The 17085-nt window shown below is 68.6% G+C and carries 13 protein-coding genes; 5 read left to right on the forward strand and 8 right to left on the reverse strand.

Annotation, left to right across the window (positions count from 1 at the left end):
• Nucleotides 1-37: 37 nt before the first annotated feature.
• Together G6N57_RS01460 and G6N57_RS01465 are read right to left on the reverse strand one after the other, a co-directional pair.
• Nucleotides 38-610: a phosphatase PAP2 family protein gene (locus tag G6N57_RS01460; protein WP_077742524.1), complete on the reverse strand. Its 573-nt coding sequence runs from the start codon at nt 608-610 to the stop codon at nt 38-40.
• The gene (locus G6N57_RS01465; RefSeq protein ID WP_077742678.1) at nt 607-1125 is read right to left on the reverse strand and encodes a mycothiol transferase; all 519 of its coding nucleotides are present in this window, start codon (nt 1123-1125) and stop codon (nt 607-609) included. The genes G6N57_RS01460 and G6N57_RS01465 overlap by 4 nt, the downstream gene beginning before the upstream one ends.
• Before the next feature lie 54 nt (nt 1126-1179).
• Here G6N57_RS01465 and G6N57_RS01470 point away from each other — a divergent pair, with 54 nt between their 5' ends.
• Both G6N57_RS01470 and G6N57_RS01475 read left to right on the forward strand, forming a co-directional pair.
• Entirely contained in the window at nt 1180-2682 is a 1503-nt protein-coding gene (locus G6N57_RS01470; RefSeq protein ID WP_077742525.1) for a serine/threonine-protein kinase, read from the forward strand.
• On the forward strand, nt 2682-3176 hold the full coding sequence (locus G6N57_RS01475; protein ID WP_077742526.1) for a hypothetical protein: 495 nt from the start codon (nt 2682-2684) through the stop codon (nt 3174-3176). Before G6N57_RS01470 ends, G6N57_RS01475 begins: the two co-directional genes overlap by 1 nt.
• 3 nt (nt 3177-3179) lie before the next feature.
• Here the strand turns inward: G6N57_RS01475 and G6N57_RS01480 are convergent, their stop codons facing one another.
• The gene (locus G6N57_RS01480; protein ID WP_077742527.1) at nt 3180-3572 is read right to left on the reverse strand and encodes a VOC family protein; all 393 of its coding nucleotides are present in this window, start codon (nt 3570-3572) and stop codon (nt 3180-3182) included.
• A gap of 75 nt (nt 3573-3647) precedes the next feature.
• Between G6N57_RS01480 and G6N57_RS01485 the strand changes: the two genes are divergently transcribed.
• The gene (locus G6N57_RS01485; RefSeq protein ID WP_077742528.1) at nt 3648-5369 is read left to right on the forward strand and encodes an N-acyl-D-amino-acid deacylase family protein; all 1722 of its coding nucleotides are present in this window, start codon (nt 3648-3650) and stop codon (nt 5367-5369) included.
• A 43-nt stretch (nt 5370-5412) separates the two neighbouring features.
• Nucleotides 5413-5793, forward strand: a complete 381-nt coding sequence (locus tag G6N57_RS01490; protein WP_077742529.1) for a hypothetical protein — start codon at nt 5413-5415, stop codon at nt 5791-5793.
• A gap of 133 nt (nt 5794-5926) precedes the next feature.
• Here G6N57_RS01490 and groL read toward each other — a convergent pair whose 3' ends face one another.
• From groL to G6N57_RS01505, 3 genes are all read right to left on the reverse strand, one after another.
• Nucleotides 5927-7549 (reverse strand): chaperonin GroEL, encoded by a 1623-nt coding sequence (groL, locus tag G6N57_RS01495; RefSeq protein WP_036442113.1) that lies wholly within the window; start codon nt 7547-7549, stop codon nt 5927-5929.
• Nucleotides 7550-7845: 296 nt separating this feature from the next.
• Nucleotides 7846-8631: a polysaccharide deacetylase family protein gene (locus G6N57_RS01500; protein WP_077742530.1), complete on the reverse strand. Its 786-nt coding sequence runs from the start codon at nt 8629-8631 to the stop codon at nt 7846-7848.
• A 158-nt stretch (nt 8632-8789) separates the two neighbouring features.
• A complete protein-coding gene (locus G6N57_RS01505; RefSeq protein ID WP_077742531.1) occupies nt 8790-9626 on the reverse strand; it encodes an LLM class F420-dependent oxidoreductase in 837 nt (278 codons plus the stop codon).
• Between the two features lie 570 nt (nt 9627-10196).
• On the opposite strand from G6N57_RS01505, the gene G6N57_RS32190 reads away from it, so the two are divergent.
• A complete protein-coding gene (locus G6N57_RS32190; protein ID WP_163646578.1) occupies nt 10197-15557 on the forward strand; it encodes a beta strand repeat-containing protein in 5361 nt (1786 codons plus the stop codon).
• Between the two features lie 59 nt (nt 15558-15616).
• Here the strand turns inward: G6N57_RS32190 and G6N57_RS01515 are convergent, their stop codons facing one another.
• Both G6N57_RS01515 and G6N57_RS01520 read right to left on the reverse strand, forming a co-directional pair.
• Nucleotides 15617-16426, reverse strand: a complete 810-nt coding sequence (locus tag G6N57_RS01515; RefSeq protein WP_077742534.1) for a sulfotransferase family protein — start codon at nt 16424-16426, stop codon at nt 15617-15619.
• Nucleotides 16423-16974, reverse strand: coding sequence for a TetR/AcrR family transcriptional regulator (locus G6N57_RS01520; RefSeq protein WP_077742535.1), 552 nt, complete (start codon nt 16972-16974; stop codon nt 16423-16425). The genes G6N57_RS01515 and G6N57_RS01520 overlap by 4 nt, the downstream gene beginning before the upstream one ends.
• Nucleotides 16975-17085 lie beyond the last annotated feature (111 nt).

A 17085-nucleotide genomic window follows, 5' to 3' on the forward strand; every position in this document is an offset into this window, starting at 1 on the left:
CTGTCGCCCGAAACGGGCGACAAGCCGGTGTGATCGCTCAGCGAAGCCCAGATGAGACGTCATCCACCTGGTCGGATTGCCCCTGAGGGGCGAGGACCGCGGCGATGCCCACCACCGAGGTGCCCAGCAATATGCCCCCGACGGTGTCGGTGAAGTAATGGAAGGTCATCGACAGGCCGAATATGCCGAGCAGGACGACGCACACCGCGACCGCCAGCGCCCACAGCCGCATGCCCGCCACCAGCAGCAGCAACCCCGTCACCGTCACGAGGAACGTGGTGTGCCCGCTGGGATAGGCCAGCGCCCCCTCTTTCTCCCGGCCGAACAGGGGCTTGATCAGCCGCACGATGGTGATCGCCAGCAGTGGGCTGACCACCATGGCGATCGCCAGTCGCTTCCGGTGCTGCCGCACGGCCACGACGATGCCGATCAGCAACGCGGCGGCCACCAGGGGCGGCTTGGTGAACAGGAGGAAGACGTCCCGGCGCGGGCCCATCTCGCTGCCGAGCTCCTGAAACCAGTCGTCGATCGGAATCGGAGCGGCGTGAACCGCCCACCCGAGCAGCACCATGGCGGCGAGCCCGATCGGCGGCCACCAGCGGGCGATCAAGGGATGATGCCGCGCAGATAGGCCGCCTGGCCCAGGTGCTGAGCGCAATCGTCGACGATGCTGACCAACCGTGCGCTCGCCGTCACCGGTGGATCCCACCGCGTATCGACGATGCGGCGGAGCTCCTCGGCGGTCACGCCTGCGATGTAGGCCAGGGTGTCCTTGTGCACCGCCAGGTAGTAGCCCGCGAGCAGCTCCGCCGGGGCGTGCACCTTCGCGACGTCGTCGGGGGTGTGCCCGTACCCGATGTCGTTGGCGGGCAGGTCGAGCCCGAAGCGGTCCTTCCAGCCGTCGCGGGTCCACACCTGCTCGGTTCCGGCGATGTCGCACAACTGCAGGTCTTGGCAGCGCGCGCTGTGCCAGATCAGCCAGGCGATGCTGTTGGCCTGCGGGGTGGGCCGGTAACTCGAGACCTCCTCGGTCAATCCGTCGGTGAGGTCGTCGACGTGCTCGATGAGCCTGGTGAACGCGTCGCGCAGCAATTCTCGGACGGCATCGGAATCAGCGTCAGCCATGGCCTCGACGCTACTCGCGAACCGGCCCGGCACCGTCCCGACTACGATCACGGCATGCCGTTGAATACCGGCGACGTGTTCGCCGGGTACACGATTCAGCGTCTACTCGGCTCTGGCGGCATGGGCGAGGTCTATCTGGCGCAGCATCCGCGCCTCCCCCGCCAGGACGCTCTCAAGATCATGCCCGCCACGCTGACCGGGGACGCCCAGTACCGCGACCGGTTCAACCGCGAGGCCGACATCGCCTCCTCGCTCTGGCATCCCCATATCGTCGGCCTGCACGATCGCGGCGAGTACGAGGGGCAGCTGTGGATCGCGATGGACTACGTCGACGGCACCGATGCCGCTCGATACGTGCGTGAGCGACACCCCGAGGGCATGCCGCTGCCCGAGGCCGTCGAGATCGTCGCCGCCATCGCCGAAGCCCTCGACTACGCGCACGAGCGCCACCTGCTGCACCGCGACGTCAAGCCCGCCAACATCCTGCTGACCAGCCCAGAAGCCGCACGCCGTCGAATTCTGTTGGCCGACTTCGGTGTTGCCCGCCGAATCGACGACATCAGTGGGATCACCGCCACCAACATGGCCGTGGGTTCGATGGCCTACTCGGCCCCCGAACAGCTCCTGGGGCAGGCCATGGACGGACGGGCCGACCAGTATGCGTTGGCGGCCAGCGCTTTTCAGCTCCTGGCCGGGCATTCGCCGTTCCACCATTCCAATCCCGCGGTGGTCATCAGCAAGCAGCTCAACGAACTCCCACCCAGCCTGCGCAGCGTCCGGCCCGAACTGGCCTACCTGGACGAGGTGATGCTCAAGGGCATGGCCAAGGACCGCGAGGGCCGCTACGCACGGTGCAGCGATTTCGCGAAGGCACTCGCCGATGCGCGCGCGACGGCACCGGTCACGCAGCGGCCTCCCACGGTGCCGCCGCGGCCGGTCTCGAACCAGCCCCCTCGCGTCATCGCGGCCCCGAGCTTCACCGCACCCGCGCCCCCGGTGGTCAGTGCGCCGCACCAGTCGCCCACGTGGTCGGGGCCCAGCCCGATCCCGCAACCTCGCGGTCCCCAGAGACGCAGCCCGGCAAGGGTTGCGGTGCCGAGCGTGCTGGCGGCACTGCTGGTGGCCGCGATCGTCTTCGCGATCAGCCAGTTCGTCCGCGCCGACCCGGCGCCGCGCAGCACGCCGTCGTGGCAGCCGTACGTCGAGGCGGCCCGGACCTTCGCGCTGCACACCGTCACGGTCAGCGCCGACACCGCTGACAGCGATCTCGAGGCGATGATGGACGGCGCCACCGACGAGTTCCGCGCCGATCTGAAGAACCAGGCGCCCCAGATCAAACGCAAGGCCCAGGAATTGGGCGTCAAGACCGAGGGAACGGTCACCGGGGCCGGTGTCGAATCGTTGTTCTCCGATGAGGCGGTCGTGCTCGTCACCGTCGATACGAAGGTCACCGTCACGACCAACCGGGTTGGCGTGGTCTCACTGCAACGGGTGCGGGTCACCGTGGAACGTGTCGATGGCGCCTACAAGGCCTCGAAGCTGGAGTTCGTGAACTGATGGCCACCCGCACGCGAAGCTGGACGCTACTGGTCGGTGCCCTCATCATCGGCATCGTCGCGGCCATCGGCCTTGGTTCCTGGCAGCTGGCGGTCAAGAGCCAACCGGCCCCCGCGCCTGTCGCCGACGATGAACATGCACGCGACCAGGTCAGCGAGTTCGTTGCCACCAACGTGGTCAAGGTGCTCAGCTACACCCCCACCACCAGCCGGGCCGACATCGACGCGGTCACCGGGCTGCTGACCGGCTCGGCGGTCGACGAATACCGGAAGACCATCCGGACGAAGCCGGAGAATGTCACCCAGACCGCCACCGTCCGCAACACGGGCGTGGAGTCGCTGACGGTCGACGAGGCCAGTGTGGTGGCGTTCGTCGACCAGAAAACCGAGACCGCGGGTGCCGGCGGCCAGTCGACACAGGATGCGCTGGCCTACCGGGTCAGCCTCACCCGCGTCGACGGCGACTGGCTGATCTCGGAATTGGAGCCGCTGTAGCGGCTACTGCGCCGCCGGTGCCGCCCCGTGGAACACCGCCTCGACATTGTTGCCGTCGGGATCGCGGACGAATGCGCCGAAGTAACCCGGGTGGTACTCGGGCCACAGCCGCGGCGCGTGCAGCGACTCGGCTCCCAGCTTCAGCGCGGCGTCGTAGAACGCCTGCACGGCATCGGTGTCGGCGGCCTGAAATGCCACATGGATTTCCCGGTTGGGGCCGCCGGCATCGCCCGCGCTGGCGTCGGCAATCCAGAAGTCGGGCTTGCCTTCACTGCCGTAGCCGATCGCAACCTGGTAGTCCATTTGCCGGCTGTACCCGAGCACGCCCAGCACGGAGTCGTAGAACTCCTTCGATTTGGCCCAGTCGGTGCAGTTGATTCCAAAGTGATCGATCACCGGTCGATCCTTGCATCAGGCACCGACACGTCGCCGCCTGTTTCCCGAACGGCCGCGGCGTCGTAGGTTAGTTAGATGAGCTATGACCTGTGCATCCGTGGCGGCACCATCGTCGACGGTCTGGGCGGCGCCCCATACGTGGGCGACGTCGCCGTGCGCGACGGTGTCATCGTCGAAATCGGTTCTGTGGCCGGAACTGCCGAGCGTGAGATCGATGCCACCGGGCTGCTGGTGACCCCGGGCTTCGTCGATCTGCACACGCATTACGACGGTCAGGCGATCTGGTCGGACCGGCTCAACCCATCCTCGGCACACGGGGTCACCACCGCCGTGATGGGCAACTGCGGCGTCGGATTCGCACCGTGCCGCCCCGACGACCACGACGTGCTCGTCGATGTGATGGCCGGCGTTGAGGACATCCCCGGGGTGGTGATGGTCGACGGCCTGCCGTGGACGTGGGAGACGTTCCCCGAGTTCCTCGACGCCCTGTCATCGCGGCACCTGGACATCGACGTGGCGGCGTTCCTGCCGCACTCCCCGCTCCGGGTGTACGTGATGGGCCAGCGCGGTGTCGACCGCGAGCCCGCCACGACCGAGGATCTGGCGCTGATGCGCAAGCTCGCCGCCGAGGCCGTGCAGTGCGGCGCGCTGGGATTCGCCTCGTCGAGGCTGACGATCCACAAGACCGAGAGCGGCAAACCGATCCCCAGTTACGACGCCGGCTATGCCGAGATCGAGGCGATCGCCCGCGGTGTCGACGACGCCGGAGGCGGCCTGATCCAGTTCGTGCCCGATCTGGTCGCCGGCGACTACGAACCGGCACTGCAGACGGTGTTCGACGTCGCCGCCGACGTGGGCTTGCCCGTCACGTTCACCCTGGCGATCGGCAATGCCGGCCCGGCGTTCTTCGAGGACGCGCTACGGATGGTGGAGAAGGCGAACGACAACGGCGGCAGTATCTCTGCCCAGATCTTCCCCCGGCCGATCGGATTGGTGCTCGGCCTCGAGCTGTCCGGCAACCCGTTCGTGCTCTACCCCAGCTACCGCGAGATCGCCCACCTGCCGCTCGCCGAGCGGGTCGCCGAGATGCGCAAACCCGAAGTCCGCCAACGGATTCTGAGCGATTCGGCGGCAAGCGACGGACACCCGCTGATGTTCGCCGTGCAGGCCTGGGACTACATGTATCCGTTGGGCGAGCAGCCTGACTACGAGCCCGACCCGTCGAATTCGATCGGTGCGCGGGCCCGGGCCCGCGGCGTCGACCCGCTCGAGGAGGCCTACGACCGCCTGCTCGACGACGACGGCCACGCCATGCTGCTGGTCACGCTGGCCAATTTCCGCGACAACTCGCTGGACACGGTCGCGGAGTTGATCCGGCGCGACGACGTCATCCTCGGCCTCGGCGACGGCGGCGCGCATTACGGCATGATCTGCGACGCCAGCTTCCCCACCTACCTGCTGACGCACTGGGTTCGCGACCGCGGCACGGGCATGCTCAGCGTGGCCGACGCCGTCCGGGAACTGACCTCGGTTCCCGCTCGCATCGCCGGGCTGGCCGACCGCGGTCGAATTGCATTGGGCTACAAGGCTGATCTCAACGTCATCGACCATGCGACGCTGCGGCTGCACCGGCCGGTCGTCGCCTACGACCTCCCCGGGGGCGGTCGCCGGCTCGACCAGACCGCGGACGGTTACGTCGCGACCGTCGTCTCCGGTGAGGTCATCGCCGAGCACGGTGTTCCGACCGAGGCGCGCCCCGGCCGGCTGGTCCGCGGCAAACAACCTGCACCCATGTGACAGGACCGCCACGAGGGCGCGTCAACAGAACTATTCTCACGTCATGAGCGTGAAAGTGGATCTCAACCAGCTGGCCGACAAGCTGGCGGACTACACGTTCGCCTACCTCGTCACGGTCGACGACAACTACCACGCACACACCGTCGCGGTGGAGCCACACCTGGTCAACGGCGTCATCCACGTCGGCCCGATCGGCGGGCACACCCGTAGAAACCTCGCCTCCCACGAGCACGCGACGCTGGTCTGTCCGCCGCGTCAGCCCGGTGGGTATTCGCTGATCGTCGACGGCCGCGGCCAAGCAGGCACCACCGGGGACGAGACGCATCAGATCGTGCCCAGCCGCGCGGTGCTGCATCGCAAGGCCGCGCAGCCCGGCCCGCCCGGGCAGTGCGACAGTGACTGCATCGTCTTGTCGGAGAACTGACTTCGCAGACTTCGCATCGACTGGCCAGTTATGTCGCGCATACGGCGTGCCCGCGTGCGACAACTGGCCACTCGGCACAGAAAAGCCCCGGCACGCCAAGCGCGCCGGGGCTTTCCCGTAAAGAGAGCAGGACTTAGAAGTCCATGCCGCCCATGCCACCGGTCGGGTCGGCCGCGGGGGCCGCCTTCTCCGGCTTGTCGGCGACGACGGCCTCGGTGGTGAGGAACAGCGCCGCGATGGACGCCGCGTTCTGCAGCGCCGAGCGGGTGACCTTGACCGGGTCGGCAACGCCGGCGGCCAGCAGGTCCTCGTACTCACCGGTCGCGGCGTTCAGGCCGTGACCCGCGGGCAGGTTCGACACCTTCTCGGCGACGACGCCCGGCTCCAGACCACCGTTGAAGGCGATCTGCTTCAGCGGGGCCGACAGCGAGACGCGCACGATGTTGGCGCCAGTGGCCTCATCACCGGTGAGCGACAGCTCCTCCAGCGACGGAGCCGACTGCAGCAGGGCCACGCCACCACCGGCGACGATGCCCTCTTCGACGGCAGCCTTGGCGTTACGCACGGCGTCCTCGATGCGGTGCTTGCGCTCCTTGAGCTCCACCTCGGTGGCAGCGCCGGCCTTGATCACCGCAACACCGCCGGCCAGCTTGGCCAGGCGCTCCTGCAGCTTCTCGCGGTCGTAGTCGGAGTCGCTGTTCTCGATCTCGGCGCGGATCTGGGCGACACGGCCCTGGATCGCGTCGGCATCGCCGGCACCCTCGATGACGGTGGTCTCGTCCTTGGTGACGACGACCTTGCGGGCCTGGCCCAGCAGCGCGACATCGGCGGTCTCCAGCGAGAGGCCGACCTCTTCGCTGATGACCTGGCCACCGGTGAGGATGGCGATGTCCTGCAGCATGGCCTTGCGGCGGTCACCGAAGCCCGGAGCCTTGACGGCCACAGACTTGAAGGTGCCACGGATCTTGTTGACCACCAGGGTCGACAGGGCTTCGCCCTCGACGTCCTCGGCGATGATCAGCAGCGGCTTGCCGGACTGGATGACCTTCTCCAGCAGCGGCAGCAGGTCCTTGACGGTCGAGACCTTGGAGCTGACCAGAAGGATGTAGGGATCCTCGAGGACGGCTTCCTGACGCTCGGCGTCGGTCACGAAGTAACCCGAGATGTAGCCCTTGTCGAAGCGCATGCCCTCGGTGAGCTCCAGCTGGAGGCCGAAGGTGTTGCTCTCCTCGACGGTGATGACACCCTCGTTGCCGACCTTGTCCATGGCCTCGGCGATCAGGTCGCCGATGGACTGGTCTCCGGCGGAGATACCGGCGGTGGCAGCGATCTGCTCCTTGGTCTCCACCTCCTTGGCGGACTTCAGGAGGGTCTCGGTGACCTTCTCGACGGCCTTCTCGATGCCGCGCTTCAGGCCGAGCGGGTTGGCGCCGGCAGCGACGTTGCGCAGACCTTCGCGAACCAGGGCCTGGGCCAGAACGGTGGCGGTGGTGGTGCCGTCGCCCGCGACGTCGTCGGTCTTCTTGGCGACCTCTTTGACCAGCTCAGCGCCGATCTTCTCGTACGGGTCCTCCAGCTCGATCTCCTTGGCGATGGACACACCATCGTTGGTGATCGTGGGGGCGCCCCACTTCTTCTCCAGGACGACGTTGCGACCCTTGGGGCCCAGCGTCACCTTTACCGCGTCGGCGAGGCTGTTCAGGCCCCGCTCGAGGCCGCGACGGGCCTCTTCGTCATACGCAATTGTCTTAGCCATTGCGAAGTGATTCCTCCGGATAGGGGATCGCACGTTGTGTGGTCAGGTTCAGTGCCCGCGACGGACGGCTGGGGTGTGCTCCCGCAGGTGCGGCCCCTGCCTCACCGGCCCGACCTAGCACTCACTGATCGAGAGTGCCAACTGCATTCTTAGCACTCGACCATGGCGAGTGCAAGGTTGTTGGGTGCCCGCTCGGGCTTCCTCGCTACGCCGGTGGCGAAAGTTGCCGATTTCTACCTCAGCGCCGTTCCCGGCGCGCTCGGGCGACCCCTGGGTGGAAAGCGGTGGCGGCCTGGTCAGCGAGGTAGTACGAACTGCCAGCCCGCGGCCTGCATGGCGGGAATCGCATCGGCGAAGCCGGCATGGGTACCCGATTGCGGGTGGTTCATGTGGGCGATGACGATCGAGCCCGGGGTCGCGCTCATGACGTTGGACCGCACGGCCGCCGCGGACGCCGTCGCACCGTTGTCCGCATTGACGGTGAACCCCAGCGGTTGCTCACCGAGTTCGTGCACGATCTCGACGGCCACGTCGTCGTAATGCGCAGTGCCGGGACGGAACCAGGTCGGAGCCCGCCCGGTCAGGGCGGTCAGCCGCTGGTGGTTGCCCCACACCTCGCTGACCACCTCATCGGCCGAGCGGGTCCCCGCGATGCCGTACGCCGAGCGTCCCGTCACCGACAGCGGCACATGCCGGGTGCCGTGGTTCCCGATCTCGAACAACGGATCGGCGGCCAATTGCCGGGCCCGGTCCGGATTCCGGTCGACCCACCTCGAGTTGAGCATCAGCACGGCCGGCACGCCATTGCGGCGCAGCGTGTCGAGCAACGCGTCGTCACAGGCGCCATCGCAGGCGTCGAAGGTGAGGGCGATCTGCCGGCCCGCGGCGGCGAACGACGTGGTGATTCCGGGCAGCGCCATCCCCCACTGAGTGGGCGCGCGCCGTTTGTCGGTCACCGCGACCGACGGCGGGTCGATTGCATTCGGATCGGCGTGGGCTGCCGGCAACCCGGCCCGCAAGGCATGGCCGACGGCGATCGAACCGACGGCGGTCGCCGCCAGGAATGCCCGCCTGGTGATCACACACCGGACGGTAGGTCCGGATCTTGTCGGCCGGCCGTCGATTCGCTGTGGGTTGGCTGCGGACACCTCAATGGCCTCGCCCACCGGTTTCTACCGCAGGGCTGCCCTCAGCGAAGACTGGCAACCCCCACGTAGAAAAGGCCACCGAAGAAGCGAACTCAACTCCCCGACTGGTACTGGCGCACCTGCTCGGCGAATTCGTCGAGCAGGCGTAGCGACTCATCCTTGCCGACGGACGGCAGGAACAGACCCAGCTGGCCGAATCCGAGATCCTTTGCGGCGCGCCAATAGTCGGCCTTGATGGGTGCACCGAACATCATCAACGGCACGTCGGTCGCACCGCCGTCGTGCATCTGTCCGATCCGCTTGGCCAACACGTCCCTCGGCAGTGGGTTCGAAATCCAGCCTGCGCCATGGCGAATGACTCGTTTCACCGTGGCGTCCGAGTTGCCACCGATGTAGATGGGCGGGTGCGGTTGACGCACCGGTTTGGGCCGGCAGTAGGAGGAGTCGAAGTTGACGTACTTGCCGTGATACTCGGCAGGCTCGTCGGTCCACAGCGCCTTGACCGCCTCGACGCTCTCGTCCAGTAGTGCGCCACGGGTTTTCGGGTCGGTGCCGTGGTCGCGCATCTCCTCCAGGTTCCAGCCGGCTCCGACACCGAGAACGAACCGGCCGTCGGAGATGAGGTCGATGCTGGCGGATTCCTTGGCGGTGTGGATCGGGTCCCGTTGGATCAGTAGCGCGACGCCGGTGACGAGGTCGATCGTGGAGGTCACCGCGGCCGCCGCGGCGAGCGTGACGAACGGATCGAGCGTGTTGTAGTACCACGCCGGCAGGTCACCGCCGTTGGGATAGGCAGACTCGCGGCTGACGGGGATGTGACTGTGCTCGGCAACGATGAGCGAGGCGAACCCGCGCTCCTCGATCGCACGAGCGAGTGACACCGGATCAATGCTGTCGTCGTCGACGAAGGTGGCGATGCCGAACTTCATTCGACCGACGCTACTCCCGGTGCAGGCCGCCGGCCCGGCGACGCGTGTGACAGTCGAGTCGGTCTTCGCTGAACCATCAGAGGGGCGCAGACAGGACGTATACATCGGTATATCTGGCCAACTCGCGACTGAACGTTTCCGGCGCATCGTTCAGCATCGCGTGACTCATCCAGCTTCCCCCGCTTCGCGCCGTTTCCTGTTGTCAGAGGGTTGTCCAGGCGCATCACGGCAACCTGCCACCTAGCTTCGACGGGGGATTTTGACTCTGGCAACAAATTTCCGGCAAACCCGGAAATCTTGATCTATCTGCAGATTTCGCCGATGCAAGAGCTTTGCGGCAATCAAACCTGTCGCTTGATTGTTTGCGTGTGCAACAACCACTCCGGACCGGCTGAGAAAAAGCTGAGATTCCAGACGGGTAGTGCGTAAATTTCTCCGCGAAACCGGGGGAATCGTCCATCGGGATCGAGGGGTCTCACTACTGGAGCAACATCGTCAGTGGTTGCTGCTCGCCTGCCGAAAGTATTGACGGCAGCGTCAACGCTCACTGTCGGAGATAGGGGCGTAATCGTGGGGAAGCACAGCATCGCGGGCGGCCGTGGCCGAAGAAGCGCTGCGGGTCCGATTGCAACGGCAGGCCTGGCGAGCATCGCGTTGGCCGGGGCCGGCGTGATGCTCTTGCTGGGACCCGACTCGCCGACCATGAGATCGGTGACCGCCGATGTGCGGCTCGTCAACACCGAGGGCCCGTCCAGCGACGGCAACTCCGAGGCGGGCAACACTCCCGGCAGCACAGATACCCCCGGGTCCAAGACCAAGGCCGACAAGCCACGTCTGCCCAGCCTCAAGCAGGTGCAGGACCGCTTGAGCGAGCGGGCCACCGAAGCCACCAAAAACCTCAACGACTTCGCCCGCGACAGCGTCCAGCGCGCCATCGACAACGCAAAGGCCAACGGCGACAAGGACACCCGCAGCCCGGTCCGGCGCCACAAGTCGCCGGCGGTGCCGAAGAACGATGCGGCCGACAAGGCAGACTCGCCGACCGTCAACACCCCGGACGAGCCGCAACAGAACCAGACCCCACGCCACCGCCTGAATGATCTCTCCGAGCGCGTGACGTCCGCGTTGACGCACCCCGCCGGCGACCCGCAGCCAAATGATGCGCCGACCACCGGCCTGCCGGGCGGCCAGTCGGGAGATGCCGCACCGCGCGCGACGACGTTCGCCGCCCCGGTGCCCTCCCCGGCCCCCGCCGCACCGGTCAGCCCGATCACCGGGCTGCTGTCCGCGGTCACGCTCGGCACCATCCTGGCGCCCAACGCACCCACCGAACCGGCCGACATGCCCGCTGTCTGGGCCGTAATGGCCTGGGCGCGGCGGCAATCCGCGTACCCGGTGGCCGACAACACGGCCGCCAACCGCAACACCCTGCTCTCCCCCACCGAAACGGCAGCTCCTCTCAGCCCGGGAATCCCTGACCCGACCGAGATCGTGAATCGCTGGATCTACCAGCCCGTGCACTACGGCACTCAGCTGTGGATCACCAGCCCGCTCGGCGGTGCCGTCGACGGTGTGATCAACCAGATTTCGGGGCAGTACCTGATCGGCAACGGCACCGACGGCACCCTGGAAAACCCCGACGGCACCGACGGCGGCTTGTGGATCGGTGACGGCGGTGACGGCTTCGACGGAGTCGCCGACGGCGTGGCCGGGGGTGCCGGCGGTGACGCCGGATGGTTCGGCGACGGCGGCGAAGGCGGCGCGGGCTGGGCCGGTCTGGACGGCGGCGACGGTGGCCAGGGCGGATCGTTCATGGGCATCGGCGGGAAGGGCGGCGCGGGCGGCGCGTCCTCCAACGGCCAGCCCGCGGGCTCCGGTGGTGCCGGCGGCGACGCCAACGGCTGGTTCTTCGGTATCGCCGGCGACGGTGGGCAAGGCGGCGTAGGTGTCACCGGCACCAACGGCCGCGAAGGCGACTGGGACATCGACTACGGCAACGGTTACGGAAACGGCGAGGACGGCGGCGTCGGCGGAGGTGACGGCGGCCAGGGCGGCAAGGGTGGCGACGCCACCGGGCTCTTCTTCGCCAACGGCGGTGATGGCGGCCAGGGCGGCACCGCAGGCACCGGCGGGCAAGGCGGCCGAGGCGCCGACGGCGACGCCACCCACCTGAGCGGCGGGACCGGCGGCACCGGTGGAACGGGTGGCGGAACCGGTGGCATCGGCGGCGCGGCGGGAGCCGGCGGCGGGCTCTTCGGCCTGCTCGGCAACACCGGAACCGCGGGCAGCACCGGCCAAGGCGGCGCGGGTGGTGACGGTGGTGACGGTGGAAACGGCTTCGGGCTCGTGTCCGATACCAACAACACCGGCACCGCCACCGGAGGGACTGGCGGCTCCGGTGGCGCAGGCGCAGAGTCACCCATCGCCGGCACCGGGCATGGTGGCGGTGGCGGCGGTGGCGGCGGCGGCGCCGTGGTGAACACCGCCAATGGCGGAACCGCCAGCGGCACAGCCACGGGCGGCGACGGCGGGCATGGCGGCGCAGGTTCGACGACCGCCGCCGGAGGTGAAGGTGGCACCGGTGGCATCGGCTGGATCGAGGCCGACGGTCTCAACAGCAGCGCCGGTGGCACCGCGACCGGCGGCAACGGCGGCGACTCGATCGGTACGGGCACCGGCGGCAATGGCGGTGACGCTCGCCTCGGGGCGGCCCTGGGCGGCAAGGTTTCCGACGCAAGCGCCACAGGCGGTGACGGCGGTAACGGCACCAACGGCGGCAAGGGCGGCGCAGGCGGTTATTCCGAGATCAGCGCAGGCCTGCAGGGCGGTACCGGGGGCACGGCTTCAGGCACTGCCCACGGCGGCAACGGCGGCGACGCGACCGGCGCCGGTAGCCTCGGCGGCAACGGCGGCAGCGGCAACATCCAGGCCGGCTTCGTCCGGACCGGCATCGGCGGAAACGATGGCACCGCAACCGGATCCGCGACCGGCGGCGACGGCGGCGACGCCACCGGCGGCGGCAAGGGTGGCGCCGGTGGTATCGGCAGCGTTGTCGCCGGCGGCACCGACGCGGTGGCCGATGGCACAGGCATCGGCGGCAACGGCGGCGACGGCCTGGGTGGTGGTACCGGCGGCAACGGCAGCAGCGGTCAAGTTGGTGCATTCGCGGCCGGCGCCACAGCCGGCGGCACCGCCCGCAGCGGCGACGGCGGCGACGGCACGGGCGCAGGCAGCGTCGGCGGCAACGGGACCATCGGCAACATCCAGGCGTTCGGCGTAGACAGCGAGGCCGGCGGCACCGCCACCGGCGGTGACGGTGGCGACGCCGCCAGCGGTGGGCACGGCGGCGTCGGCGGCCAGGGCCGCATCGTCGCCAACGGCACCGGCAGTAAAGCCACCGACAGCACCGCCACCGGTGGCGACGGCGGCGACGCCGCCAACGGCAGCAGCGGCGCGATGGGCGGGCAGGCGTATGTGTTCGCCGGCACCTTCGGTGATCCCAACAGCGGCGGCGATATCAGTGGCAGCACCGCCGTGGGTGGCGACGCTGTTGGCGCCGGCCAGGGCGGTATCGGCTCGATCGAAGCGGTCAACGGCACCATTGCCGACAGCAGCGCGATCGCAGCCGACGGCAATTCCGGCGGCCTGGGCGGGTACGCCACGGTGAAGGCGACCAACGGCGGCAGCATCTCGGGCAGCCATGCGACCGGCGGCCAGAACAGCGATACCGCTACCGGTGGGGCCGCCACCATCACGGCCGACGGTGCGGGCAGCACCGTGACCGACGCCGACGCCATCGGCGGCGACGCCGGACTTGGTGATGCCAACGGCGGCACCGGCGGCAACGGTGGTGCGGCCACCGTCATCGCGAGCAACGGAGGCAGCGTCGAGGACGCGATCGCCACCGGCGGCAAGGGCGGCAACGGAACCACTGGCGGACACGGCGGTGCCGGCGGTGAGGGCATCGTTTCGGCCACCTCCGCCGGGAGCACGGCCAGCGGTTCGGGAACCGGCGGCGCGGGTGGCAACGGCAGCAACGGCGGCACCGGAGGTACCGGCGCCCAGGGCGGAGTCGTCGCACAGCGGACAGGCAGCACCGCCAGCGGCACCGGAATCGGCGGTGGCGGCGGATCCGCCGACGGGGCCGGCAGCACCGGCGGTAATGGCGGCGGCGGCTGGGTTCAGACCGGCCTCTACGCCGGCCTCGGCGACAACAGCACGGCCAGCGGCTACGCCCGTGGCGGTGCAGGTGGGGATGCGACCACCGGCGGCCACGGCGGCGCGGGCGGTTTCGCCACGGTGCTCACCACCGGGAATGCCTCCACCGCAAGCGGTTTCGCGTATGGCGGCGCCGGGGGCAACGGTTCCGCGGCTGGTACCGGCGGCGCAGGCGCTCGAGCGCAGATCGTGGCCAAGGGCAACGGGTCCAAGGCCAGTGGCACCGCTACCGCCGGAAACGGCGGGAACGGCGTCGGCGTCACAGGTGGCACGGGCGGTCAGGCCATCATCAGCGCAGGGCAGAGCTCCGGCACCGGCGGCGCCAACAGCACCGCTGACGGCACCGCGACCGGCGGCGACGGGGGGACGGGCCAGAACGGTGTCAACGGCGGCACCGGAGGCGGGGCCACCATCACGGCCAGGGGCATCAACGACTCCATCACCGGTAGCGCCGCGACGGGCGGTGACGGCATCACGGGGGCCAACGGCAACAACGCGTCGCTCAACACCAGCCTGGGCACGATCACCGACAGCTCGGCAACCGCGGGCCAGAGCACCGACGGAGCCGTCGGAGGCGGTGCGAGTATCGACGTCACCGGCGGCTCGACCGGCGCCGTCACCAACACCCACGTCACCGGCGGAGATGCCGGCAGCGGCAAGAGTGGTGGCACTGCGTCGTTGACGGTCACCGGCGGGGCTCAGGTCACGAACACGATCGCAAAGGGCGGCAACGGATCTGACAGTGCGGTCGGTGGCAACGTCGTGATCACCGCCGCCGGCACCGGCACCACCGTGACCAACACCACGGCAACCGGCGGCAACGCCGGGCTCGGCGACACCGGCGGGGGCGTGGGCGGCAAGGGCGGCGATGTGAAGATCACCGCCGACTCCGGTGGTCATGTCGGGACAGCGGATCACACTGCGACCATCCGGGGCGGCGACGGCGGCAATGGAACCAATGGCGGCACCGGCGGCGCCGGTGGTACCAACGGCGCCGGCGGCGGCCAGACGGAGTTTGTGGCCCGCAATGGCGGCACCGTCTACGGCGAGGTCCGCGGTGGCCGCGGCGGTGATGCCGACGGGGCAGGCAACAAGGGTGGCGAAGGCGGCTTCGGCTACATGAGTGCCGGCCGAGACAACCTCGTGGTGTCCGGGCCCAGCGGAAATCTGACCATCGCGCCCGGGAACAACTCCCTGGCCCACGGAACTGTGGTGGGCGGTGACGGCGGGTCTGCCACTGGCACAACGGGTTCCAAGGGCGGCAATGGCAGCAGGGTGGCCATCAATGCGGCCGGCCAGAATGCCGTCGCCGAAGGCACCATCACCGGCGGCAAGGGCGGCAGCGGCAGCAACGGCGGGACGGGCGGTGGGGACAGCGGCATCTCGTCGATCAGCGCGCTCGGGCCCAATGCCGTAGCGACCGGTGTCACCGCAACCAGCGGCAACGGCGGTGACGGCATCAGCGGTGGAACCGGCGGCAAGGGCGGCTATTTCCAAGTCGGCGCCTACAGCTTCACCGACCTCGCCGGTGCCACCTACACCGGCAACACGGTCACGACAGGCGACGGCGGTGACGGGACCGGAGCCGTGGGAGGCAACGGCACCAACCTGACCCAGTCGGGGTCGTTCAACGGCGTCCCGGCTACCGCCAATCCGGGAGTCCCCGTCACGAATCAGACGGTCACCACGACCAGCGGGGCGAACAACCCGTAGGTCACGTCACAAGCAGAAGCCCCGCACGCCTGGTGTGCGGGGCTTCTGCTCGTCGGCGCCTACACGACGCGCAGACCGTCGGGAATCTTGCCGGGGTCCCGCCAAAACGCGTCGTGGACAAAGCGATTGAACAGATCGGGCGGGAGCACCGTCTCGCGCGGCTCGGCCTTCACCTCACCGCGCACGGTGTGCAGCCCGGGAGTCCCGGCTCGTTCGTCGAACTCGGTCACGTCGTAGTCGACATGGCCGAAGTCGTGCTCGAAGACCGGCTCGCCGATGAACTGGTAGATGGCGTGCATGGCCTTGGCGGGCTCGGCGGTCAGGGTTTCGTACTGCACCACCAGCAGGTGGTCGCGCTGGGCGCCGTAGCAGGCCTGTTTGAGGGCGTCGTAGGGGCCGCCGACCATACCGTCTTGTGCGGCAACGTCATTGGCTCGGGTGTAGACGGTGCCACCGGGGCTGTAGTTGAAGATCGACGAGGGGCTGAATACGTTGCGCTGCACCAGCCGTTCGATGCTGTCGATCACCCACGGCAGATCACGCACGCACGCGATGACTTTGGCGTCCGGGAACAGCTGCGCGATGGCCGGCATCCGCGCGCACCAGGCCCGGTTGGTGTCGAAGACCACCTCGGCGGCGCAGTCGGAGTAGTAGCTGTCGAACAAACCGCGCAGGATGCGCTCGCGCTTGGCATCGTCGAGGAACACCGAGTATTCGTTGCGGGCGCTCATCTGGGCGAGCAGGGCGTCGAACAGGCCGGCCAACGGACCCGACATCCCCGCCTGGAAGCGCGGGTTCTGTCGCAGCAGCGCCGCCAGCAGCGTCGACCCTGAGCGCGGCAGACCCGAGATGAAATGAAGCGCCGTCACCGTTGCCCTTCCGCCCGCAACCCGTCGAACACCACCGACGTGACCCGCTCGGCCACGTCGTCGTTGTAACTCTGCATGGCCTGACAACCGACCAGGAGTGCTTTCACGTCCGCGACCGTGACGTCGCCGCGCACCGTCCCCGCCTTCTGCCCGGCGGCCAGCAGGTCGCCGAGGACCGCCAGGTACTCGCCCTCGGCTTCGGGTACCACCGTGTTCACGTCGATACCCGATCCGGCGAGAGCATCGACCAGTCCACGGTCGGCCGCGCCCCACTGCAACACCATCGACCGCAGGAACGCGAACATCGCGTCGGCCGGATCGGCCTCGGCAAGCAGGGTCCGTCCCTCTTCCACGACACCGCGGATTCGCTCGGCGATGACCGCCTGGAACAACGCCTCCTTGGTCGGGAAGTGCCGGTACACAGTGCCCGCACCCACGCCGGCCCGGCGGGCGATCTCGTCGATGGGCACGGAGAGTCCGTCGGCCGCGAACGTTTCGTACGCGACCTCCAGCACCCGGGCACGGTTCCGCGCCGCATCCGCACGCATTCAGACCTCACTTCACAACACCGTGGACGAAACCATTGACAAAACGGGGCGCACGTTCCGTATAGTCGGACGCAACCGGAGCGCTCACTCCGCTTAGCCTCTCTAGGAGTC

Origin of the sequence: Mycolicibacterium boenickei (assembly GCF_010731295.1) — a bacterium.
GTDB classification, from domain to species: Bacteria; Actinomycetota; Actinomycetes; order Mycobacteriales; family Mycobacteriaceae; genus Mycobacterium; species Mycobacterium boenickei.